The following is a 21,791-nucleotide window of genomic DNA, read 5'->3' on the forward strand; positions in this document are numbered from 1 at the left end:
CTGTCAATTGACAGCTTTTTTATTTTTGAAGGCTATTCTTGGCTAGCAGCTCGATGTGCTAATCGGCTAGAAGCAGCAGCGGCAATTGCGCCTACTAAATCATCTAAGAAAGTATGGCATTCTCCAGTAGATTTATCGTTTAATCGTTCTAGAATACCCGGCTTTTGTTTATCAATATACCCGTAATTAGTAAAGCCGATTGATCCGTACACATTTACAATCGATAATGCTAAGATCTCATCGATACCATATAAACCTTCGTCTTTTTCAAGAATATCTAAAAGAGGTGGCTCAATAATTTTTTTTTCTGTGAGAACATCTAGTTGAATACCCGTTAAAATAGCATTTTGAACTTCTCGTTTAGAAATGACGCGCTCGACGTTATATAAACAGTCTTCGATTGTTAAATTTGGGTGATACTTTTTTTGCAAGTAATAGACCAGTTCAGCAATGTCTGTAAGAGCCACGCCCCGTTCTATTAACCATTCTCTTGCTTTTTTTTCTAACTCACTTTGTATATGTTTTTTCTCCAAGTATCATCACCTGTTTTCTATATATTTTTAAGTCTAAAGTTGTTTCATACTACTAACCCGGAGTAAATAACTATAAATGGTGTATTTCTAATCTATTCATTCCTCCGTAAATATTATGACAAGTAATGTTGTTTTCCATCATATAATTTCTTGAACGAATGAAGAGAGGGATTAAAATGATACAAACCATTTATGAGCATTACGGATTACGTCCAAACGAATTTATGCCCGTTGGTAAATTTGAAGGTTTTCAGTATCGAGACATTTTATATACGATTATTAATGTCAAGCAAATGGAACAAGACGAGTTAAATGAACTGTATCAAATGAGTCAATTTCTGATGGGGCAAGGTGATCGCCATGTGGCAACATTTATGCCTAATTTGAATGGTGAAATGATTACAGAAACTGAAGCTGAAAAATTCATCATCTGCCGGTGTCTTGCGGAAGAGAAAAACCCTAATTTTTCACCTGGGCATGAGCTAGCTGTTTTTCATCAAAAAGGGAGGCTGTTTCCTTATGAAGTGGAAAAAGCAAATCGGCTAGGACAATGGAAGTCCATGTGGGAGAAGCGTCTCGACCAGATGGAGCAATTTTGGTATGGAAGATTACGTGCTTTGCCTAATCAAGAGATGGAAAAACGTTTTTTAGAAACTTTCCCTTATTACCTAGGATTAACGGAAAATGCTATTCAATACCTAGTAGACACGGAAATTGACGATTTGCCTCGGTCAGTTGACGCTGCGACGATTTGTCATCATCGGTTCGGGCAAAAAACATGGGGAGAAGACTACGTTTATAAGCTTCCAGCGGACTGGGTCTTCGATCATCCTAGCAGAGATATAGCGGAATATATAAGGGAACAATATTTATTAACATACGCTGTCGATGAAAAGCACATGCATCAGTTTTTAAGCGAATATGAAAAGATAAATCCACTTTCTTCTTTTTCATGGAGACTGTTATATGCTAGACTTCTTTTTCCTATTCATTATTTTGAGGTCATCGAAGGATACTATAGTGTACAAGATGAGCGGCAAAAACAGGTGTATTATGAGAAGCTAGAAGGGGTATTAGCCCATTCTTCTCACTACGAAGCGTTTCTGAAGCGCTTTTACCAGTCGGTGGGTATTTCGACATCTCGTTATCATATTCCTGAATTAACATGGATTCATTAAAAAGCGATTACTATAGAATATGATAAAATAGAAAAATAGGTGTTGGATAATCCAAACCCGTTTTTCTATTTTATTTTTGTGCATGCATTTTAAAAAGGATAAAGAGGTGGCGTACATATGGACAAGCCGTTTGTATTTATTACGAGAAAAATACCGAATGAATTAATTGAACCTTTAAAGGCAGTAGCGGATGTGGAAATGTGGGATAAAGAAGATGAGGCAGTTCCTTATGAGGTGCTTTGTGAGAAAGCTAAGCACGCACATGCTCTATTAACAATGCTTTCAGACCGTATTGATAGTGAATTACTTACACAAGCTCCCCATTTAAAGCTTGTAGCTAACTTGGCGGTCGGATTTGATAATATTGACGTAGAAGCAGCGACTGAACAAGGAGTTATCGTTTCTAATACGCCTGATGTTTTATCTGATACAACAGCAGATCTAACGTTTGGTTTGTTAATGAGTGTAGCTAGACGTTTAGTAGAGGCTGCTGAGTACGTGAAAGAAAATAAGTGGAAAAGCTGGAGCCCATTTTTGTTAGCTGGCAGAGATATTCATCATAAAACAATAGGTATTGTTGGAATGGGGAAAATTGGAGAGACGCTTGCGAAACGTGCTACAGGTTTTGATATGGAAATTCTTTATCATAACCGAAGTCGCAACCTTCAGGCAGAACAAAAGCTTGATGCTGTTTACTGTGAGTTAGATGAGCTGCTTGAACGATCTGATTTTGTTGTTTGTTTGACGCCGTTAACGGAGGAAACCAAACATTTATTTAATGCTGAAGCATTTGAACAGATGAAAAATACTGCGATTTTTATTAATGCTTCAAGAGGAGCAGTGGTTGATGAGCAAGCATTGTTACATGCAATTCAATCCGGTGAAATTGCTGGAGCTGGCTTGGACGTATTCGATCGAGAGCCCGTGTCTGCTTCTCATCCTCTTCTTCAGTTACCTAATGTTGTAGCTCTTCCTCATATCGGCAGTGCGAGTATCGAAACACGTACGGAAATGATTTCTTTATGCGTAAAAAACATTAAAGCAGTACTTGCGAATGAGTCTCCTATTACAATTGTAAATAAAGAAGCGTTTGCGAAAAAATCATAACAGAAAAAGGCAATTTCATTTCGGTGAAATTGTCTTTTTTTATTAAAAAACAGTGGTAGCCATGTTATGATAATAAAATGAAATATTTAAAAAATTTACATTTATCTTTATATAGCAATTTTTTTAACGTGTTTACAAGAAAAGATGGTAAGTAAACCTTGTAAAAAAGAAAAATAAGGTCTATAATGTCCTCTATAAGAGAACAAATGTATACGTAGAAAGAACACAGAGGTGAGGAATATGACAAAAAGTATTTCAGTAGGATTATTAGGTTTAGGAACGGTAGGAAGTGGAGTAGTCAAAATTATTGAAAATCATCAAGATAAATTGAGTCATCAAGTTGGGTGTCCTGTAGAAGTTAAAAAAGTAGTAGTTAAAGATATTGATAAGAAACGTGACGTAGAAATCAGTGAAGATAAATTAACAACGAATGTTGAAGACGTTTTACATAACGCAGAGATTGACGTTGTCATTGAAGTAATGGGTGGAGTTGAAGAAACAAGAGATTATATCTTAACAGCCCTGCGTAATAAAAAGCATGTTGTAACGGCAAACAAAGATTTAATGGCGGTTTATGGCTCAGAATTGTTAACAGTAGCTTCTGAAAACAACTGTGATTTATTTTATGAAGCAAGCGTAGCAGGCGGTATCCCAATCCTTCGTGGATTAGCAGATGGATTAGCATCTGATCGTATTACGAAGATGATGGGAATTGTAAATGGGACAACAAACTTCATTTTGACGAAAATGACGAAAGAAGGAAGCGCTTATGATGAAGTGTTAAAAGAAGCGCAAGATTTAGGATATGCTGAAGCGGATCCAACTTCAGACGTAGGTGGTCTAGATGCTGCTCGCAAAATGGCAATCTTGGCTACATTAGGATTTTCAATGAAAATTGATTTGGATGATGTTCGTGTTCAAGGTATTACAGAAGTAACGGAAGAAGACTTGCAATATAGTAAACAACTAGGCTATACGATGAAACTGATTGGGTATGCACATCGCGACGGTGACAATGTAGAAGTGAGTGTTCAACCAACTCTTTTAGCAGATACACATCCTCTTGCTTCAGTAAGCGATGAATATAACGCTGTATATGTATACGGAGAAGCTGTCGGAGAGACAATGTTCTACGGACCGGGGGCAGGAAGCCTACCAACTGCAACTGCTGTTGTATCAGATTTAGTAGGTGTTATGAAAAACATGCGTTTAGGTGTAAATGGTAAAAGTGCGGTGACACCTCAATATCCAAAACAGTTAAAAGCAGAAGACGAAATGTTTTCAAAGCATTTCTTACGTATTCATGTAAAAGATCAAGTTGGAGCATTTGCAAAATTAACAACACTATTCTCAGAGCGTGGCGTGAGCTTCGAAAAAATTATTCAACTTCCTGTGAAAGGAAGCGAATTAGCTGAGATTGTTGTTGTTACACACAAAACATCTCAAAAAGATTATGAGGAAATCCTTCAGCAGCTTAGGGATTTACCAATTGTAGAAAATGTAAAAAGCAGTTACCGCGTAGAGGGAGTTGGCACAGTATGATGTGGAAAGGTCTATTAGCTCAATATAAAGAATTTTTACCTGTAACAGATAAAACACCTATGCTTACACTACATGAAGGAAATACGCCTTTAATTCATCTTGCTCATTTATCAAAAGAGCTAGGCATTGATTTGCATGTGAAAGTAGAAGGGTTAAATCCAACGGGGTCATTTAAAGATCGCGGAATGGTAATGGCTGTAGCAAAAGCAAAAGAAGAAGGAAGCAATACGGTTATTTGTGCATCCACAGGTAACACATCTGCAGCTGCAGCGGCTTATGCATCACGCGCTGGTATGCGCTGTATTGTTGTTATTCCAAATGGGAAAATTGCGATGGGAAAATTAGCTCAAGCTGTTATGTATGGTGCAGAAATTGTAGCAATTGAAGGAAACTTTGACCAAGCACTTTCTATGGTTCGTAAGCTAAGTGAAACATCACCGGTTGCACTTGTAAACTCCGTGAATCCATACCGTATTGAAGGGCAAAAAACAGCTTCTTTCGAGATTTGTGAACAGCTTGGAAAAGCGCCTGACGTTTTAGCTATCCCAGTTGGGAATGCAGGGAATATTACAGCTTACTGGAAAGGCTTCAAAGAATACAGTGAGCGTCACCAAACATCTCTGCCTCACATGCACGGTTTTGAAGCAGAAGGCGCAGCGGCGATTGTTCGTAATCAAGTTATTGAAAATCCAGAAACAATTGCAACGGCTATTCGAATCGGAAATCCAGCTAGCTGGGATTATGCTGTAAACGCAGCAAAAGAATCAAATGGAAAAATTGATGAAGTGACAGATGAACAAATTTTAGAAGCATATCGTACAATTGCACGCAAAGAAGGCGTATTTGCAGAGCCAGGTTCTTGTGCTTCAATTGCTGGTGTGTTCAAAGATGTAGCTTCTGGTAAAATTGCAAAAGGTTCAACGGTTGTAGCTGTCCTAACAGGTAACGGATTAAAAGATCCAAACGTGGCAATCGATGCTCATAACGTAAAGCCGGTGGTTTTACCAAATGATGAAGAAAAAGTATTTGAGTATATCCAAGGTGTCGTTGCTTCATGCTAGAAAACGATCGTTTTGTCATTACGGTCCCAGCCAGCTCTGCTAATTTAGGCCCCGGGTTTGATTCTATTGGAGTGGCTTTATCTCGCTATTTAAGATTAACAGTAGAGCGTCATGAAGAATGGATTTTTATCCCTGAAACGAAAGAAGTAGAAAGTATTCCAACAGGTACAGATAACTTAATGTATGAAGTAGCACAAAACGTAGCTCGTCAATTTAACATTGACCTTCCAAGTGCGAAAGTATCTGTTTGGAGCAACATCCCACTAGCAAGGGGACTTGGAAGCAGCGCATCGGCTATCGTAGCCGGAATCGAACTGGCAAATGTATTGTGTGACTTACGTTTATCTAAAAGAGAAAAGCTTCGCATCAGCAGCTTAATGGAAGGACACCCTGATAACGTCAGTCCTTCCATTTATGGCGGAATTGTTGTGGGTTACCATCATGAGGATGAAACATATATTGCTCAAATACCTGAATTTGATGTCGATATCGTAATGGCCATTCCGGAATATGAGTTAAAAACAACCGATGCTCGTGATGTATTACCTTCAGATATTAATTATCGCCACGCAGTAGAAGCTGGAGCAATCGGCAACATGCTAGTAGCAGCTCTGTTAAATAAAGATTTACCTCTGGTAGGCGAATTTATGGAGAAAGATTTATATCATGAACCTTATCGTATGAAGCTCGTTCCAGAGCTTTCTCTTGTGCGAAAAGAAACAAAAGCTCTCGGCGCATACGGTGTGTCACTAAGCGGAGCCGGTCCGAGTGTTTTATGTTTAGCGCCAAAAGGAAAAGGAAAAGCGATTGCTGAGTATATGCATACTTTACTGCCAAACTGCGAAGTAGATGTTTTACAAATCGATCGCAAAGGTGTATTTGTAGAAACTGAAGTAACAACGAGCAAATAAAAAAATCCTCATTCAAATGAATGAGGATTTTTTATTTGCAAGCCAAAGTAAAACGGGAGCTTACTTTTATAATAAAATCAAAGAGATTAGAATACTTGTTCTACTTCAACTACACCAGGTACTTCTTCTAAAAGGGCACGTTCGATACCAGCTTTTAGCGTAATTGTTGAACTTGGGCAGCTTCCGCAAGCGCCTAAAAGACGTAATTTTACAATACCATCCTCTACGTCTACTAGCTCACAGTCTCCACCGTCGCGAAGTAAAAACGGACGAAGTTTTTCTAATACTTCTTGAACTTGCTCGTGCATTTCTGACATAACTATCGACTCCTTTCTTCTACTCTTATTATAAACGGTCTTTCATGAAAAATCTATCGGAGTATACATGGTAATGTTACCTTAAAAGAAAAAGATGTGCAATGAATCAGTTTTGTGTAAAATAGTATTCAAATGAAGTAAAAGTGTGAATAATCGTACAGTTTGTATAAGGGGGATGTGTTATGAAATCAACTGAGGTAGAAGTATGTATTTATGGAGCTGAAATTGTTTGTGCAAGCTGTGTTAACCTACCGTCTTCAAAGGATACCTATGACTGGCTAGAGGCAGCTATTTCTCGTAAATATCCAAATCAACCGTTTGTTATCACATATGTAGATATAAACAAGCCGCCTGCGGATCCAAAGAAAGAAGCCTTTGCCAAGCGTGTGATTGAGGAAGATTTATTCTATCCTGTAGTGGTCATTAATGGAGAAATTGTTGGTGAAGGAAATCCGAAATTAAAGCGTGTATTTGAGGAAATGGAGAAGTACGGTTTCCGCGCCTCGTAACGAAAAAAGCCGTTAGATTGTCAGTCATCTAACGGCTTTTGTTTTATCCACTATGGTGTTTATACATCCAAAGAATACCTGATTTTAATAATCGAGCTACGCGTCCTGTAATCGGACGTTCGGCTACTAAGCCAAACCCATGTTTTTTGCCTAATGAACCAAGTATGCCTTTTAATTTAATGGTTGGCAATTCATCAGGAAGCGCTTCGCCTTTCCAGCGGTGAAGAAGCACTTGCACAATTTGTTCAGCTTGACCTTCTGCCAGCTGAGCACTTGGTGCATGCGGCAGGCTTGCACAGTCACCTAAAATGTAGACATTTTCGTCGTCAGGCAAGTTATGGTATTTTGTTAATACGACTCGTCCTTGAGGATCTTTTTCTACGTCTAAATCGCGTACCACTTTATTTGGCTGGATACCTGCTGTCCATACAATTGCATCGCTTTGAATGGGTTCATCATGATTATAAAGAATGTTCGGTTCTACTTTTGTAATATTAGCACTATTTACGATTTCTACACCGTTTGAAGTAAACCAAGTTTGAACGTAATTGCTTAAACGTTCTGGGAAAGCAGACAAAATTAATTTACCGCGGTCAAATAAGATAATTCTTAAATCAGGGCGGCTTTCTCTTAGCTCACTTGCTAGTTCTACTCCGCTTAATCCAGCTCCTACAATTGAAACAGTAGCGTGAGCTGGCAAGTTGTTTAATGTCTGATAAGTTGCTCGTGAAGCATCAATGGATTGAATGCTGTATGTATGCTCAAGAGCTCCGGGAACTCCATGATATTTATCTTCGCATCCGAGTCCTACAATCAGGTCATCGTAAGCGATGATTTGATCATCCACATAGACACATTTTTCTTGCAGGTCTATGCGTTTTACACAGCCGTAGCGGATTTTTAAGCGAGGGTGTTCAGGAAAAGCAACACGGACATGCTGATCAGAGATTGTTCCAGCTGCAAGTGCATAGAATTCAGTTTTTAGTGAGTGATAAGGTGCTTTGTCAATAAGTGTTACTTCTACATCATTAGGCAATTGATTCGGAAAAAGGCGCTGCAAAACGCGCATACCACCGTATCCGCCGCCCAGTATGACAAGGTTCTTCATGTGAATTTCCCCTTTAGCTTCATGCATTTTTGTTTTCTCTCTATTATTCTTGATTTTAAGAATAGGAGGGTACAAATTACCGTTAATAAGGATGGTTGCCAAAAAGATATGAAAGGCTATATAAGATAACATATTTTACTTAAATAATAATTTAATATAACCTCGTTTGGTTTTCTATACATAAAAGTATAACTAAATTAATAAAAAACCACAATATGTTTCAACATAATTTCAAGCTATCCCTGTAATAAAGCTTTATTGATGAGCTTTTTAAAAAAAGTCTTTAATGCTAAAAAGGGTGTGCAAACTGAACGTGAATTTCCAAAGTTGACGTTGAAAATGAAAGGAGATAGGATAAACTAATAGTAGAGAGGTGAAAAACGTGATACAGCCAATTATCGAATTTTGCGTTAGCAATTTAGCCAGTGGTTCTCAAAAAGCTTTAGAGAAGCTTGAAAAAGATCCAAATCTAGATATTATTGAATACGGGTGTTTAGGTTATTGCGGAAAGTGTGCACAATCTTTATTTGCCTTGGTAAACGGAGAGATTGTTACGGCGGAAACACCTGAGCAGCTAGTAGATAATATCTACATCCATTTAGAAGAAAACCCAATGTTTTAAAGTATCCCCGCTGTCGTATCTCTTTTTTTAAGAGATGGACAAGAGGCTAATAGAATAGATAATGTAAGCACGGTTAGTTTTGGCCGTGCTTTTTTATACATTTTTGAGCAGCTATCTGCGTTTTAACCATTCTCTTTGCAATCCTACTGCTTATTTTATAAAGGAAGATAAAATAAAAAACCCCTTAATCTTTATGATTAAGGAGCTAAAAAAACGGGGGATGATATTATTGTGTACAAAAGAGAATCACTTTATACTAGAGCTACATAAAAAAATAATGGGTGATAAAATGAAAAAATTTCAGTTTACAAAAATGCATGCGCTTGGCAACAATTATATCTACGTAAATATGTTTGAAGAGCATATAGAAGAGCAAGATTTGGCGCCGCTTGCTGTAAAAGTATCAAATGTTTATACGGGAATTGGTTCGGATGGAATGATTCTTATTTGTCCATCTGAACGTGCAGATGTAAAAATGCGCGTATTTAATAACGACGGTTCTGAAGCCAAAAATTGCGGAAATGGTTTAAGATGTGTAGCTAAATATGCATATGAACATAAGTTAGTAACAAGCGAAAGATTTTTTATCGAAACTCTTTCTGGAATTGTAGAAGCAACGGTGCATCCGCAAGGCACTGAAGTTCCAGAAGTAACAATTGATATGGGAGAGCCTATTTTAGCTAGAGAGCAAATTCCAATGACAGGAGCAAGCCAATCCCAAGTCGTTGATGAAGAGATGGAATTTGGAAAAGAAAGGCTAAAAGGAACGGCTGTGTCCATGGGAAATCCTCACGTCGTCTTTTATGTAAATGATATTGAACAAGCGCCTCTTACTACATTAGGCCCGGTAGTTGAAAAAGATTCGCGTTTTCCAGAAGGAGTGAACGTTGAATTTGTCGAGGTAGTGAACGAAAGCGAGCTGAACTTTCGTGTATGGGAAAGAGGTTCGGGTATTACTCAAGCATGCGGGACAGGGGCATGCGCTGCCGTTGTTTCTTCTGTGTTAAATGAGAAGACGAAAAAAGACGTTCCTACTGTGGTACACCTCGCTGGAGGGGATTTGACGATTGTTTGGCAAAATAAAGGCAATGTGTTAATGACAGGTCCAGCTAATGTGATTTGTGACGGCACGTATTATTATTAAAACATGAAGAAGCAGACGATTTGTCGTCACAGACATTTCGTCGTATACTAAACAAAAAGGAGGTCTGTTTAAAAATGAGTCAAGATATCCTAACAATTACAGAAGCTGCAAGCTTTCAAATAAAAGATATGATGAAAGAACATGAAGAAGAAAATGCTTATTTACGTGTTAATGTAAATGGAGGAGGCTGTTCAGGTCTTTCTTATGGCATGGGGTTTGCTCATGAAGTAAATGAAAACGATACGTTGTTTGAACAACACGGTATTAAGATTCTTGTAGATAGCGAAAGTGCTCCAATTTTGAAAGATGTAAAAATTGACTACAAGCAATCTATGCTAGGCGGAGGGTTTACCATTGACAACCCGAATGCTATTGCAGCATGTGGCTGTGGATCTTCTTTCCGTACAGCGACCAATGCAGGTGCTCCGGAAGAGTGCTAAATATAATTTTAAAAAAAAGCTTTCTTCACCTCATCAGGTGAAGAAAGCTTTTTTAGTGAGAAATTTTTGTGTGTTACATCATCTACCAAGTTTGTTGACTGAATAATCAGACCTTTTTATACTCAATAAAAAGAGGAGATGAACGGATTTGATAGAGGCGACTCGTTACGAAGTGAAACAAGTAGGAGGTTACGGAAGCTTTCGCAAGAAAAACACTTTGCCTATGCTATGGAAGGGGTTTATAAATTGGTTAAAACTTGAAAGTAGGGAAATGGAGTCTAAGAATGCAAAAAGTATTCACTTCAGTGAATCACATTTATTTGTTCAACATTTGCCTTTTTCTTCAGGTGAAGTCTGTCATCAAAACTCACTTTCTACGTCCCTTAATCATTCTGAACCTTACATTCGCTATTATGAGAATGCTAACGCATCTTTGGCAGCAAGCTACGGAGCGGCTGAAGGAGAGCATATTCTCATTATTGAACATGTTGTCGGTCAAGCAGAGGTAGTAAAATATTTAAGCAAGCTCGAAGGCTTGAAGGCCTACAGAATGAGCATAACTAGTCAAAAAGGAAATCATTTATTTTATGAAATCTGTTTAATAAGCAGTGATGCAGAAATGATGAGTGAAATGATTTATCGAATGGTTACACCAATTCAGCAATAAAAAAAGCAGGCGAAAGCCTGCTTTTTTTATGAGAACATTGATGTACTGTGCATAGGCTGTAAGCGAGCCTTTGGATCAATGTATGCTTTAGCATTATTAACGGCAGTCGGACCTTCACCAAACCCAGCCACGATGAGTTTTACTTTTCCATCATATGTGCAGACATCACCAGCTGCATAGATTCCAGGAATATTTGTTTCTTGCTTTGAGTTAACAACAATTGCATTTTTCTCTAAATGTAAATCCCATTCTTTAATCGGACCTAGGGAAGAAACAAATCCAAAATTTACAATCACATCATCTACGTCTACGACTGTTTTTTCTTCACCTTTTGTATTTTCTAACACAACTTGTGTAATACGGTCATCTCCAATAAGTTCAACCGGCACATATGGTGTTTTAATATCAACTGAAGAATTAAGCAAGTTTTCTACGCTATGTTCATGAGCGCGGAATTTGTCTCGGCGATGCGTTAACGTTACTTTTTCTGCAATCGGCTCTAACATAAGAGACCAGTCTACAGCAGAATCTCCGCCACCGCATACTAATACTTTGCGGCCTTTGAATTTGTTCATATCATCCACAAAATAATGAAGGTTCGTTTTCTCGAACTGTTCTGCGTTTTCTAGCTCGATTTTACGAGGCTTAAATGCACCGTTTCCGGCTGTAATAATAATTGTTTTTGAATAGTGGACTTCAGAATTAGTGGTTAATCGAAATACGCCGTCCGCTTGTTTTTCTACCTTTTCTACTGCTTGCTCTAGTGCAACTGCAGGTTTAAATTGATCCATTTGCTCTTTCAGATTGTTGACTAATTCTTGAGCGCGTACTTTTGGAAAACCAGCTACATCATAAATATATTTTTCAGGATATAAAGCAGAAAGCTGTCCACCAAGCTGTGGTAAGCTTTCGATAATTTTCACGCTTGCTTGACGCATACCGCCATAAAATGCTGTAAATAAGCCTGTAGGGCCGCCTCCGATGATGGTAATATCATATACCTGTTTATCTTCTTTCATTTGTAATCACCTCTAGATTGTTCTGTGCTAATGCATATTCTACTTTATGATAGCATAGTAAATTATAAAATATTATTAAAACACATTGAAATGTTTGAGAAACTTTCTCAACTAAAATATCAGTATTTACAATCATCAACACAACCACACGTTTTAGTCAAATATAAAGCTGGGTATACAGGAAAGTAATTAAAAATTTAAAAGCTTGTAAATCCAAGGCGAAGTGTTGAAAATCCCATCAAAAAAGCATAAGATGTTTGTGAAAATCAAGATAGGACTTATGCTTACATTTTTTTTGAAGAGAGAAAATGTATTTTTTTAAAAAAGAACGTGAAGTGGTTCACATTGTTTTTGTATACGAATAATAAATGGATAGCGATGATCGTTCTTGTTCAAACTAACATAAAAAAGCAAAACAAATAAAATTGCTCTTATCATTATATTTGTAAGACATACTCGCGACTATAACTAAAAAAGGTGGATGATATTCCTATGAAAAAGCCTAAAATCGTCATCTTGGGCGCCGGATATGGCGGCATTATGACAATTGTTAACTTACAAAAAAAATTGGGTGCTAGCGATGCGGAAATTGTTTTGGTAAATAAAAACGATTACCATTACGAAACGACATGGCTTCATGAAGTATCAGCAGGTACAATTCATCAAGATCGCTCTCGTGTTCCTGTTAAAAACTTAATTAATACAAATAAGGTTACATTTATTAAAGACACGGTCGTAGATATTAAGTTAGATGAAAAACGTGTTCTTCTCGAAAACAGTGAGCTAACGTACGATTATTTAGTTGTGGCTTTAGGATATGAGGCAGAAACTTTCGGAATTACAGGTTTAAAAGAATATGCATTTACTATTACAAATATCAATGCAGCACGTCAAATTCGTGAGCATATTGATTACGTTTTTGCGACTTATAACAATGAAGCGGAAAAAAGAGATGAACTTCTGACAATTATTGTTGGAGGAGCTGGCTTTACTGGTATTGAATTTGTGGGGGAATTAGCCAACCGAGTTCCTCAGCTGTGCAAAGAATTTGATATTCCGCGTGAAAAAGTACGCGTTATTTGTGTAGAAGCAGCGCCTACGGCTTTGCCTGGGTTTGATCCAGAGCTTGTAGAATATGCGGTAACACAATTAGAACGAAAAGGAATCGAATTCAAAATTGGAACAGCCATTAAAGAGTGTACAGCAGAAGGAATTATTGTATCAAAAGATGATCAAGTAGAAGAGATTAAATCAGCAACGGTTGTATGGGCTGCAGGTGTTCGAGGCAGTCATTTGATTGAAAAAGCTGGGTTTGAAAACATGCGTGGACGCGTAAAAGTAAGCAACACCTTGCTGGCGCCAGGACATGAAGATGTCTTTGTTATTGGAGACTGTTCACTAATGATTAACCCGGAAACAGAACGTCCTTACCCGCCAACAGCTCAAATTGCTATGCAGCAAGGTGGTACATGCGCTGAAAACATTAGCCGTTTGATGAAAGGTCAAAAAGAATTAAGTGAGTTCAAACCAGATATTAAAGGAACGGTATGTTCGTTAGGACATGATGACGCAATCGGCGTTGTATATGGTCGAAAACTATTTGGTTCAAGCGCATCTTTTATGAAAAAAGTTGTTGATAATCGCTCGCTTTTCCTTCAAGGCGGAGCAGGTCTTGTATTGAAAAAAGGAAAATTTAATTTCTTTTAAAACAAAAAGCAAAAGGTCTTTGAACCTTTTGCTTTTTTTTTGGTATTAACTTACTTTTCTGTAATTGACGCTTTCCTTACTCTTAAGTAAACTGAGAGTATAAAGAGTAACGGAGGCGAAAAGCAATGGAAATGAGTGTGCCTGTACTAATTATCTCCATCTTGTTGTTTTTTGTTTTATTTTTTGGAATCGGTTTCTTACTAAATATGCTGCTTCGCATGTCTTGGATTATGGCCATTATTTATCCAGTGATTTTTATTTTTATTATTGATGATGTAAGAGCAATTGATTACATTCAACATCCTACTCAATCCTTTCAGCAACTAGGAGTAAAAGTGCTATCTTTAGCTACAGCTGACATTGCAATTTTAATGGCTGGGTTTGTAGGTGCACTAGCTTCAGGCATTACTATTAAATCTTTACGAACAAGAGGTTACCAAATGTTTTAAATGTAAATTCTTCTCATAAACGAATAATTTGTTTTTAGGTTGGAAACAAATAGATTCGTGAGAGGAGTTGTGGAAATCACAATGATTGGAAAAATAGCAAAGCGATTCATTATGTGCCTATTACTGGTCGGAGCACTGTTTACGACATATGAAGCAATTACTGGCATCCCAATAACCACAGTTATCAAATATGTGCCTTTTATAAACAGTACAGGGCAGTCTCTAATGAATGAAAGGCTCTTGCCATCATTTCTAAAACCACTAAGAGCTGAAGCAGCTAGCAATGAAAAAGAGCGTCTAACGATTGAGGAAGCATTTGATTGGTCACGCTATCCAGCTAAGAATGTATTGGCTACGGGTTATACAGCTGGTTACGAATCAACTGGGAAAAATCCCAATCATCCAGGGTATGGAATTACATATTCGGGCGTTAAAGTAAAACGCGACTTGTATTCAACCATCGCTGCTGATTTAACCATATTCCCAATCGGCACGATCTTGTTTATTCCAGGCTATGGTTACGGAGTGGTAGCGGATAAAGGTGGGGCTATTAAAGGCAATCATCTTGATTTATACTTTGAAACCGTTTCTGACGTATATAACATATGGGGTAAGAAAGAATTAAACGTCTATGTAGTGAAATCAGGAGACGGCCGCTTAACTGAAGAAGAGTTAACAATGCTGAATGAAAAGAAATCGATGCAAGTTTTTCGTCAGCAGGTGAAATAAACAAGAAAACACATGAAGAATTCTTCATGTGTTTTCTTATGGTTTATGGCCATACATAATACATCACAAAAGCAACTGCTATTCCTGTTAAGGCTCCAAAGAAAACTTCAATGGGTTTATGGCCAAGCAGCTCTTTTAGCTTCACTTGTTTTTCTTGCTCTTCGTTGGTCGTCCACAGCTTTGCTTCCTTTACTACGCGCTGAAAGTCTTCAACCAAACGATTTAAAACCGTTGCTTGCTCTCCTGCGTGTCTTCTTACTCCTTTAGCATCGAACATAACAATAATAGCAAAAATAGCGGAGAGAGCGAAAATAGGGGATTTAAGACCTTCTGCTAGCCCAATGGCAGTTGCTAAGGAAGTAACGGCTGCGGAGTGAGAGCTTGGCATGCCCCCTGTACTAAAAAATAAGCTTCCGTCTATTTTTTTAGTAGCTACAAAAGAAAGTGGAATTTTAATAAATTGGGCAAAGAAAATAGCGATTAATGAACTCCAAAGCGGAAAATTTGAGAATAACTCCATTGAGATGTCCTCCCTCAACTTAAAATGTCTGAAAAGCTAAATCCGTATAATGAAAAAGTGGTAGATGAAAGTATATGTGTGAAACTAAGGTTTTTGAACTGTGATTAAAAAATGTATTTCTGCTATTATATGTATATAGATGAAAACAGTGGTGAATATGATATATATTCCACTTGCTGAATAGATTAAACAAAGCAGATGATAAATAAAAATAAAATATCTATACGTAAAAGGGAGGAATTTTATGTTTTCGCATGTAGAAACATACGGTGTTGATCGCCAAACAGAAGCGCTTGTAATCGGTTTATTTAATCAAAACCAGCAGTTTGAAGGCCTTCTAAAAGAAATTGATGATGCTTTGGGTGGGCAGCTCATTCATTTGATTAAGGAAGGGGATATTCGTGTACAAGAAAAACGTATATCAACGATTCATACACTAGGGAAATTAGGAGCAAAACGTCTTTATTTTGTAGGACTCGGACGAAAGCAAGCGTTAACTAAAAATGGGCTCAAAGAGAGCTTTGGACTTTTATTTAAAAAGTTAAAAGAAGCAAAGATTTCAAACGCATCGGTTGCCCTCCATACTTTTGATACGGGAGAGTGGTCAGAGCAAGAAACCGCAGCTTTATTAGGAGAAGCTCAGCAGCTTGCTATGTATGAGTTTGAAAACTACAAAAAGAAATCAAATGAACCTGACAAACAGCTTGAGAACATTGAACTATTTTCGTTTCATAAAGACGTTTTACAATCTGCGTTAGTTGGATATACGTACGGAAGAGCAACAAACTCAGCGCGCACCCTCGTTAACTTACCAAGTAATATGCTAACCGCTACAGATTTAGCCAATTATGCAGTAGAAATGGCACATACATATGGATTTGAATATGAAATTTTAGAAAAAGAAGATATGGAAACATTAGGAATGGGCGCACTGTTAGCAGTCAATCAAGGTTCCGCAGAGCCTCCTAAAATGATTGTGCTGAAATATCAAGGAAAAGAAAAATGGGAAGATGTTATTGGATTAGTAGGAAAAGGGATTACCTTTGATACAGGCGGTTACTCTATTAAATCTAAAGACGGAATTGTAGGCATGAAAACAGATATGGGTGGAGCTGCATCTGTCCTTGGTGCAATGGAAGCGATTGGAGAGTTAAAACCTCATCAAAACGTAGTAGCCGTCATTCCATCAACTGATAACGTTATTAGTGCACGTGCGTTTAAGCCAGATGATGTTATTACAGCAATGAATGGCAAGACAATAGAAGTGCTGAATACAGATGCTGAAGGGCGTTTAGCGTTAGCTGATGGTATTTCATATGCCAAACATCATGGAGCAAATTATTTAGTAGATGTGGCGACATTAACAGGGGGTGTAATTGTAGCTCTTGGTACACATACAACTGGGGCAATGACGAATAATTCTGCTTTTTTACAACAAATAGCTAAAGCTAGCATCGAGACAGGTGAACCGATTTGGGAGCTGCCTATTACCGAACGAGACAAAAAGCGTGTTCGGGGAAGTAAGGTAGCAGATTTAAACAACTCTCCTGGACGAGAGGGGCACGCAATTATGGCTGGAACATTTATTGGCGAATTTGCGGATCAAACACCATGGGTTCATTTAGATATTGCTGGAACTGCAACGTCTGCTGCTTCTCATGAATTAGGGCCTTCAGGTGCAACAGGCGTGATGGTGCGGACACTAGCTGCAATGGTTTGTTCATTTGAAGCCAATTAATAAAAAGGATATAGGAATGATACAAACATACTAAAAAAGAAGCATCGCGGATGCTTCTTTTTTAGTATGTTTGCATAATGTTTTTTATTTTTAGTGAGAAAAGATTATTTAGAAAAATCCTTATATTGTTAATGCTGGAGAGAAGTTAAACAAACGTTTATTTAGTAGGGTGATTGACTTTTTTTCTATTCCTAATATAATGAACATGTTGTTTATCTCTCTAATGTTTTAATGAGATAAAGTAAAAAGAAAATGGAGGTTTCAAAATGAATGCAGTATTAATAGCTGTGCTCGTGATGCTGATTTTGAGCTTATTGCGTATCAACGTTGTCTTTTCTTTAGCAGTCGGAGCTCTAATTGGAGGACTTGTTGGCGGGATTAGTCTCACAGATACAGTCAGTATATACACAGATGGTCTGGGAAACAGTGCTTCTGTTGCATTAAGCTATGCTTTGCTTGGAGGATTTGCAATGGCCGTTTCTCGAACGGGACTGCCTGATGCCGTTGTTCAGCTAGCGTTAAAAATAGTAGGAAAAGAAGGAGAAACGAAAAAGAAGTCACTGTCAAAAGTACTGATTTTATTGATAATCCTTATTATTTCATGTTTTTCTCAAAACGTTATTCCTGTTCACATTGCATTTATTCCGCTTTTAATTCCACCTCTATTAAAAGTATTTAATCAGTTGAAAATCGATCGCCGATTAGTCGCAACTGTTATTACATTTGGGTTGATTACACCTTATATGTATTTGCCTGCAGGATTCGGTAAGATTTATCACGACATTTTATTTACTAACATCAAGGAAAGTGGATTAACAATTAATAAAGGAGATATTACCGCGGCGATGGCTCTTCCAGCTTTAGGAATGATAGTGGGCTTATTGTTTGCCGTTTTTATTTCGTACCGCAAATCGCGTCCGTATGAAGACGTTGACATTGATCAAGGTTCAGAAGAGAGTACAGGTTATACAACAAGAGGCATTATTATAGCTTTGGTTGCGATTGTAGCAGCTCTAACTGTGCAGCTCTTAGTAGATTCTATGATTTTCGGAGCGCTGGCAGGAATTGTTGTCCTTTACTTCAGCGGAGCTTTAAAGTGGAGCGAAGCAGATCCAGTATTAACGGACGGAATGAGAATGATGGCTTTCATCGGATTCGTTATGCTGTCAGCCTCTGGTTTTGCGAAAGTTCTTCAAGAAACTGGGGATGTAGAAGCGCTTGTAAAAGATTCTGTTGCTCTAATTGGGGGAAATCAAATGCTTGGTGCATTTCTTATGCTTGTGATCGGACTTTTAGTCACAATGGGCATTGGTTCTTCTTTCTCTACCATTCCAATTATCGCGACGATTTTTGTTCCTCTTTGCTTAGAACTTGGTATGAGTTCAATGGCAACGATTTGTATTGTTGGTACAGCAGGAGCGCTTGGAGACGCTGGTTCACCAGCTTCAGACAGCACGCTTGGACCCACGTCTGGGTTAGCAGTCGATCGTCAGCATGATCATATTTGGGATACATGTGTGCCAACCTTTCTTCACTATAACATTCCACTCATTATTTTTGGGTGGATTGCTTCGGTTATCTTATAGATAGAGAGCCTATAATGAAAAAAAGCAGCCGATTAAAACCGGCTGCTTTTTTATGCTTGAGAAAGAGTAGAAGCCGTGCTATCACAAGTTCCTAATGCTTGCTCTACAGCTTGAAGAGACTGTTCAATGCGCTCGCGATTTGAATCTTTCTCTACTGTTTGAAGAGCCTGTTCAAGGCTTGCTTTTGCTTGATTTAATGATGTACAAGAATCCTGTACGTAACCTCTAGCGTTTTTAGACATTCTTCTTCCTCCTAACCAAAATGAGAATCAGTAAGTAGTATGAGTAATTTGCAGAGAATTATGAGGGGAAATAATAAAAAGGATTAACTCTTATGAAAGGAGTTAATCCTGTCAGCCTAATTGTTTAAATTGGTTGGAATGTAGAAGTTCAAGCACTTTCTTATCAAGCTCCTTAATTTTCTTTACGGCCAAATTATATTCCATTTCACGGTAATGGTGCTTGCCGCCAGGCTCTTCATCAGCTTCATCAGCTAGTTTGACTACTTTTTGAAGAGGGCGTTGGTGAATCGTTCCTTCAGGCAAATATGAGTCTGTGTGGAGTAAAATAGCTAAGGCAATTTCTTTTGCTGCCTGGGGTTCCTCACCTAAACGAATGAGTAATTTATGTGCACGTTCAGCACCTTTAATAGCATGAATATCATTTTGACGATACTTCTCATAATCCCACTGACCATTTGTGTACCATTCGTAGTGGCCTATATCATGAAGCAGCGCAGCTTTTGTAGCTAAATCGGGGTTTACATTATGCTGTACGGATAGACGAAACGCATGATAGGCAACGGATACAGCATGCGCAATGCCAGATCGAGTTAAATATTTTTGAGCGATAGGATGCGTGAAAATTTCTACTAGCGTAACATGTCTCATCATGTCATCCCTCCTAAAGAAAAAATATATTTCCAAATACAATATCACATTTATATCCTAAATACAATTATCGTGTAATTTGTTTTTACATCCAAAAACGTCATGTATTATAATATTCAAACCAAAACAACATGTACATCTTTTTTAAAAGAAAATAAGACTTTTTTCCTTGGGTTTTACCATCTAATATTTAACGAGACGTGACAGCAGTCAAATTGACTATCCGGATGAATAAACGTAATTTTAATATAGTCTGGGGTATAAAAAACATCAATTTTTGCCTTAACACCAGTTGAACGAATGAGTCTTTTGACTTCACTCATTTTGGATTCTTGAGCAGCGGCTTTGATTTTTTTTATTAAAGCTGGCGAAGCGTTAGCTTTTTGAATAAACAGAGTAGCGCTTTGCATGGTAGAGGGAATAACTTTAAGAGATTGCTGAAATGTCGCTACGTCCGCCTCAGGTAAGTTAGGTACCCTGTATGTATAAGGGTGAGGAGGGTGAGGCATGTAATACGATGGCCAGTAGTAAGACAAAGGAGCAAATGGTTTCATATAAGAATCCTCCTAAAAAACGGATTTTTATTATGTATATGTAGAGAGTTCGTATATGTTGTAGCAAAATCATTATTGTATACTAGATACAAGGGGAGGTATGTATATGAAAACAAAAGATACGCTGTTAGAAGTATTAGGAATTGAGATTATTAGTGCAAGCGAACAAAGAGTGGAAGCGACGATGCCTGTTGATGAGCGAACGCGTCAGCCATTCGGACTTTTACACGGAGGAGCATCGGTGGCGTTAGCTGAAACTGTGGCTAGTCTAGGTGCTATTAAAAGTGTAGATATCGAAAAAGAAATCTGCGTAGGTTTAGAGATTAATGCCAATCATATCAAAGGGAAAAAAGACGGAATAGTCACAGCGATAGGCGTTCCTTTACATAAAGGAAAAAAAACAGCGGTTTGGGAAGTGAAAATTCAAGATGAAGAAGAGAATTTAATCTGCATATCGAGATGCACGCTTGCTATTCTGCCTAAAGCTTAAACGTAAGAACGCTTAGTCTAGAAGGTGTGAGGTATGCTTTTGGAGTCAGCGGGAGTCACCTCACACACCCGTATTAGGATTTAGAGAGAATTTGGAAGAGCGGATACATAAAAAATTGAAAAAATAGGTAAAAAAAGAAGCGAAATTATGTCTATTCGTGACAGTTACCCTGCGCATAGAGACATGCTCTAGAATATAGTAGTAGTAAAGTATTCTTTTTATTCAGCAACTAGAATATTCATAATATTAAAAATAAGAACAGAAAATAGACCTTCCGATTGTTCAATCGTGCTATAATAGCATTAATATAGTAGGGCGGTTTATTTTACAAAGGGGTGATAATATTGGATAAGAACTCTCAGTATTTATTCATTGATTTTGAATTTACGATGCCAGAGTATAAAGGTTTTCCAAAAGGCTTTTTTCCGGAAATCATTGAAGTTGGTTTGGTGTTTGTTAAAAATCAAGAAATCATTGATCGTTTCTCCTCTTACGTACAGCCTACACATTTTACAAAATTAACTGAGCGCTGTAAAACATTTCTCCATATCGAACAAAATCAAGTAAATGAAGGAATTACACTAGAGCAGCTTGTACAGCGACTGGGCATGTATAAAAACAGCACGATTATTACATGGGGGAACATGGATATGAAAGTATTGAGGCAGTGCTGTCAAAAAAACAAGGTGCCATTTCCTTTTACAGGTAAAGAGATTGATCTTTCAATGGAGTATAAGCGCTTTTTTGGGGATCAAAATCAAACTGGCCTTTGGAAAGCTGTGCAAGAGTATGGTAAAGAAGGAACTGGAAAACACCACTGCGCGCTTGATGATGCGATGACGACACTCAACATCTTTAAGCTGGTAGAAAAAGATAAGCGATACCTTCAAAAGCCGGAGCCGACGACCATAGGGGATCGAATCGATTTTTCAAAAGTACTAAATAAATTTGCATTATAAAAGCCAAATCA

25 protein-coding genes are annotated in these 21,791 nt (G+C 37.8%); 17 read left to right on the forward strand and 8 right to left on the reverse strand.

Annotated elements, in window-relative coordinates; genetic code table 11:
* Nucleotides 1-32: 32 nt before the first annotated feature.
* Nucleotides 33-533 carry a phosphatidylglycerophosphatase A gene (locus tag ACLHDF_RS12680; protein ID WP_413919153.1) on the reverse strand — a complete coding sequence of 167 codons (501 nt, stop codon included), beginning with the start codon at nt 531-533 and terminating at the stop codon, nt 33-35.
* Between the two features lie 176 nt (nt 534-709).
* Here ACLHDF_RS12680 and yutH point away from each other — a divergent pair, with 176 nt between their 5' ends.
* From yutH to thrB, 5 genes are all read left to right on the forward strand, one after another.
* A complete protein-coding gene (gene yutH, locus ACLHDF_RS12685) occupies nt 710-1,711 on the forward strand; it encodes a spore coat putative kinase YutH (protein ID WP_413919154.1) in 1,002 nt (333 codons plus the stop codon).
* 117 nt (nt 1,712-1,828) lie between these two features.
* A complete protein-coding gene (locus ACLHDF_RS12690; RefSeq protein WP_413919155.1) occupies nt 1,829-2,818 on the forward strand; it encodes a 2-hydroxyacid dehydrogenase in 990 nt (329 codons plus the stop codon).
* 240 nt (nt 2,819-3,058) lie between these two features.
* Nucleotides 3,059-4,360 (forward strand): homoserine dehydrogenase, encoded by a 1,302-nt coding sequence (locus ACLHDF_RS12695; protein ID WP_013059628.1) that lies wholly within the window; start codon nt 3,059-3,061, stop codon nt 4,358-4,360.
* Nucleotides 4,360-5,421: a threonine synthase gene (gene thrC / locus ACLHDF_RS12700; RefSeq protein WP_413919429.1), complete on the forward strand. Its 1,062-nt coding sequence runs from the start codon at nt 4,360-4,362 to the stop codon at nt 5,419-5,421. The genes ACLHDF_RS12695 and thrC overlap by 1 nt, the downstream gene beginning before the upstream one ends.
* Entirely contained in the window at nt 5,415-6,332 is a 918-nt protein-coding gene (thrB, locus tag ACLHDF_RS12705; protein WP_413919156.1) for a homoserine kinase, read from the forward strand. Before thrC ends, thrB begins: the two co-directional genes overlap by 7 nt.
* 86 nt (nt 6,333-6,418) lie before the next feature.
* On the opposite strand, the gene ACLHDF_RS12710 is transcribed toward thrB, so the two are convergent.
* Nucleotides 6,419-6,649, reverse strand: coding sequence for a NifU family protein (locus tag ACLHDF_RS12710; protein ID WP_013059625.1), 231 nt, complete (start codon nt 6,647-6,649; stop codon nt 6,419-6,421).
* A 182-nt stretch (nt 6,650-6,831) separates the two neighbouring features.
* On the opposite strand from ACLHDF_RS12710, the gene ACLHDF_RS12715 reads away from it, so the two are divergent.
* Nucleotides 6,832-7,158 (forward strand): YuzD family protein, encoded by a 327-nt coding sequence (locus tag ACLHDF_RS12715; protein WP_413919157.1) that lies wholly within the window; start codon nt 6,832-6,834, stop codon nt 7,156-7,158.
* 43 nt (nt 7,159-7,201) lie between these two features.
* On the opposite strand, the gene ACLHDF_RS12720 is transcribed toward ACLHDF_RS12715, so the two are convergent.
* Entirely contained in the window at nt 7,202-8,266 is a 1,065-nt protein-coding gene (locus ACLHDF_RS12720; RefSeq protein WP_413919158.1) for an NAD(P)/FAD-dependent oxidoreductase, read from the reverse strand.
* A 382-nt stretch (nt 8,267-8,648) separates the two neighbouring features.
* On the opposite strand from ACLHDF_RS12720, the gene ACLHDF_RS12725 reads away from it, so the two are divergent.
* The 4 genes from ACLHDF_RS12725 (at nt 8,649) to ACLHDF_RS12740 (ending at nt 11,139) form a co-directional block, all read left to right on the forward strand.
* Nucleotides 8,649-8,888, forward strand: a complete 240-nt coding sequence (locus ACLHDF_RS12725) for a YuzB family protein (RefSeq protein WP_413919159.1) — start codon at nt 8,649-8,651, stop codon at nt 8,886-8,888.
* A 289-nt stretch (nt 8,889-9,177) separates the two neighbouring features.
* Nucleotides 9,178-10,032 (forward strand): diaminopimelate epimerase, encoded by an 855-nt coding sequence (dapF, locus tag ACLHDF_RS12730; protein WP_413919160.1) that lies wholly within the window; start codon nt 9,178-9,180, stop codon nt 10,030-10,032.
* 74 nt (nt 10,033-10,106) lie between these two features.
* The gene (locus ACLHDF_RS12735; protein WP_413919161.1) at nt 10,107-10,472 is read left to right on the forward strand and encodes a HesB/IscA family protein; all 366 of its coding nucleotides are present in this window, start codon (nt 10,107-10,109) and stop codon (nt 10,470-10,472) included.
* 148 nt (nt 10,473-10,620) lie between these two features.
* Entirely contained in the window at nt 10,621-11,139 is a 519-nt protein-coding gene (locus ACLHDF_RS12740) for a hypothetical protein (protein WP_413919162.1), read from the forward strand.
* Between the two features lie 26 nt (nt 11,140-11,165).
* Here the strand turns inward: ACLHDF_RS12740 and ACLHDF_RS12745 are convergent, their stop codons facing one another.
* Nucleotides 11,166-12,158 carry an NAD(P)/FAD-dependent oxidoreductase gene (locus ACLHDF_RS12745; RefSeq protein ID WP_413919163.1) on the reverse strand — a complete coding sequence of 331 codons (993 nt, stop codon included), beginning with the start codon at nt 12,156-12,158 and terminating at the stop codon, nt 11,166-11,168.
* A gap of 492 nt (nt 12,159-12,650) precedes the next feature.
* Here ACLHDF_RS12745 and ACLHDF_RS12750 point away from each other — a divergent pair, with 492 nt between their 5' ends.
* The 3 genes from ACLHDF_RS12750 to ACLHDF_RS12760 all read left to right on the forward strand — a co-directional run bounded on the left by ACLHDF_RS12750 (nt 12,651) and on the right by ACLHDF_RS12760 (nt 15,043).
* Nucleotides 12,651-13,865 carry an NAD(P)/FAD-dependent oxidoreductase gene (locus tag ACLHDF_RS12750; RefSeq protein WP_413919164.1) on the forward strand — a complete coding sequence of 405 codons (1,215 nt, stop codon included), beginning with the start codon at nt 12,651-12,653 and terminating at the stop codon, nt 13,863-13,865.
* Between the two features lie 125 nt (nt 13,866-13,990).
* Nucleotides 13,991-14,314, forward strand: coding sequence for a YuiB family protein (locus tag ACLHDF_RS12755; RefSeq protein WP_413919165.1), 324 nt, complete (start codon nt 13,991-13,993; stop codon nt 14,312-14,314).
* Nucleotides 14,315-14,395: 81 nt separating this feature from the next.
* Nucleotides 14,396-15,043 carry a 3D domain-containing protein gene (locus ACLHDF_RS12760; protein WP_413919166.1) on the forward strand — a complete coding sequence of 216 codons (648 nt, stop codon included), beginning with the start codon at nt 14,396-14,398 and terminating at the stop codon, nt 15,041-15,043.
* A gap of 43 nt (nt 15,044-15,086) precedes the next feature.
* Here ACLHDF_RS12760 and ACLHDF_RS12765 read toward each other — a convergent pair whose 3' ends face one another.
* Entirely contained in the window at nt 15,087-15,563 is a 477-nt protein-coding gene (locus ACLHDF_RS12765; RefSeq protein ID WP_413919167.1) for a divergent PAP2 family protein, read from the reverse strand.
* Nucleotides 15,564-15,807: 244 nt separating this feature from the next.
* Between ACLHDF_RS12765 and ACLHDF_RS12770 the strand changes: the two genes are divergently transcribed.
* Nucleotides 15,808-17,301 (forward strand): leucyl aminopeptidase, encoded by a 1,494-nt coding sequence (locus ACLHDF_RS12770; protein ID WP_413919168.1) that lies wholly within the window; start codon nt 15,808-15,810, stop codon nt 17,299-17,301.
* Nucleotides 17,302-17,567: 266 nt separating this feature from the next.
* Nucleotides 17,568-18,887 (forward strand): Na+/H+ antiporter family protein, encoded by a 1,320-nt coding sequence (locus ACLHDF_RS12775; protein ID WP_413919169.1) that lies wholly within the window; start codon nt 17,568-17,570, stop codon nt 18,885-18,887.
* Between the two features lie 50 nt (nt 18,888-18,937).
* On the opposite strand, the gene ACLHDF_RS12780 is transcribed toward ACLHDF_RS12775, so the two are convergent.
* From ACLHDF_RS12780 to ACLHDF_RS12790, 3 genes are all read right to left on the reverse strand, one after another.
* Nucleotides 18,938-19,129, reverse strand: a complete 192-nt coding sequence (locus tag ACLHDF_RS12780) for a hypothetical protein (protein ID WP_016765809.1) — start codon at nt 19,127-19,129, stop codon at nt 18,938-18,940.
* A gap of 111 nt (nt 19,130-19,240) precedes the next feature.
* On the reverse strand, nt 19,241-19,777 hold the full coding sequence (locus ACLHDF_RS12785; protein WP_413919430.1) for an HD domain-containing protein: 537 nt from the start codon (nt 19,775-19,777) through the stop codon (nt 19,241-19,243).
* A gap of 176 nt (nt 19,778-19,953) precedes the next feature.
* A complete protein-coding gene (locus tag ACLHDF_RS12790; RefSeq protein WP_413919170.1) occupies nt 19,954-20,331 on the reverse strand; it encodes a hypothetical protein in 378 nt (125 codons plus the stop codon).
* A 106-nt stretch (nt 20,332-20,437) separates the two neighbouring features.
* Between ACLHDF_RS12790 and ACLHDF_RS12795 the strand changes: the two genes are divergently transcribed.
* Together ACLHDF_RS12795 and kapD are read left to right on the forward strand one after the other, a co-directional pair.
* A complete protein-coding gene (locus tag ACLHDF_RS12795) occupies nt 20,438-20,821 on the forward strand; it encodes a hotdog fold thioesterase (RefSeq protein WP_413919171.1) in 384 nt (127 codons plus the stop codon).
* 344 nt (nt 20,822-21,165) lie between these two features.
* Nucleotides 21,166-21,780: a 3'-5' exonuclease KapD gene (kapD, locus tag ACLHDF_RS12800; protein ID WP_413919172.1), complete on the forward strand. Its 615-nt coding sequence runs from the start codon at nt 21,166-21,168 to the stop codon at nt 21,778-21,780.
* The last annotated feature ends 11 nt before the right edge of the window (nt 21,781-21,791 follow it).

The sequence above is a fragment of the Priestia megaterium genome, from assembly GCF_046599315.1.
GTDB lineage: Bacteria > Bacillota > Bacilli > Bacillales > Bacillaceae_H > Priestia > Priestia megaterium_F.

Bases quoted from the DNA above. Each gene is read 5' to 3' on its own strand.
- yutH (WP_413919154.1), top strand. From the start codon at position 710: ATGATACAAACCATTTATGAGCATTACGGATTACGTCCAAACGAATTT.
- ACLHDF_RS12690 (WP_413919155.1), top strand. From the start codon at position 1,829: ATGGACAAGCCGTTTGTATTTATTACGAGAAAAATACCGAATGAATTA.
- ACLHDF_RS12695 (WP_013059628.1), top strand. From the start codon at position 3,059: ATGACAAAAAGTATTTCAGTAGGATTATTAGGTTTAGGAACGGTAGGA.
- thrC (WP_413919429.1), top strand. From the start codon at position 4,360: ATGTGGAAAGGTCTATTAGCTCAATATAAAGAATTTTTACCTGTAACA.
- thrB (WP_413919156.1), top strand. From the start codon at position 5,415: ATGCTAGAAAACGATCGTTTTGTCATTACGGTCCCAGCCAGCTCTGCT.
- ACLHDF_RS12710 (WP_013059625.1), bottom strand. From the start codon at position 6,649: ATGTCAGAAATGCACGAGCAAGTTCAAGAAGTATTAGAAAAACTTCGT.
- ACLHDF_RS12715 (WP_413919157.1), top strand. From the start codon at position 6,832: ATGAAATCAACTGAGGTAGAAGTATGTATTTATGGAGCTGAAATTGTT.
- ACLHDF_RS12720 (WP_413919158.1), bottom strand. From the start codon at position 8,266: ATGAAGAACCTTGTCATACTGGGCGGCGGATACGGTGGTATGCGCGTT.
- dapF (WP_413919160.1), top strand. From the start codon at position 9,178: ATGAAAAAATTTCAGTTTACAAAAATGCATGCGCTTGGCAACAATTAT.
- ACLHDF_RS12735 (WP_413919161.1), top strand. From the start codon at position 10,107: ATGAGTCAAGATATCCTAACAATTACAGAAGCTGCAAGCTTTCAAATA.
- ACLHDF_RS12745 (WP_413919163.1), bottom strand. From the start codon at position 12,158: ATGAAAGAAGATAAACAGGTATATGATATTACCATCATCGGAGGCGGC.
- ACLHDF_RS12750 (WP_413919164.1), top strand. From the start codon at position 12,651: ATGAAAAAGCCTAAAATCGTCATCTTGGGCGCCGGATATGGCGGCATT.
- ACLHDF_RS12755 (WP_413919165.1), top strand. From the start codon at position 13,991: ATGGAAATGAGTGTGCCTGTACTAATTATCTCCATCTTGTTGTTTTTT.
- ACLHDF_RS12760 (WP_413919166.1), top strand. From the start codon at position 14,396: ATGATTGGAAAAATAGCAAAGCGATTCATTATGTGCCTATTACTGGTC.
- ACLHDF_RS12765 (WP_413919167.1), bottom strand. From the start codon at position 15,563: ATGGAGTTATTCTCAAATTTTCCGCTTTGGAGTTCATTAATCGCTATT.
- ACLHDF_RS12770 (WP_413919168.1), top strand. From the start codon at position 15,808: ATGTTTTCGCATGTAGAAACATACGGTGTTGATCGCCAAACAGAAGCG.
- ACLHDF_RS12775 (WP_413919169.1), top strand. From the start codon at position 17,568: ATGAATGCAGTATTAATAGCTGTGCTCGTGATGCTGATTTTGAGCTTA.
- ACLHDF_RS12780 (WP_016765809.1), bottom strand. From the start codon at position 19,129: ATGTCTAAAAACGCTAGAGGTTACGTACAGGATTCTTGTACATCATTA.
- ACLHDF_RS12785 (WP_413919430.1), bottom strand. From the start codon at position 19,777: ATGAGACATGTTACGCTAGTAGAAATTTTCACGCATCCTATCGCTCAA.
- ACLHDF_RS12790 (WP_413919170.1), bottom strand. From the start codon at position 20,331: ATGAAACCATTTGCTCCTTTGTCTTACTACTGGCCATCGTATTACATG.
- ACLHDF_RS12795 (WP_413919171.1), top strand. From the start codon at position 20,438: ATGAAAACAAAAGATACGCTGTTAGAAGTATTAGGAATTGAGATTATT.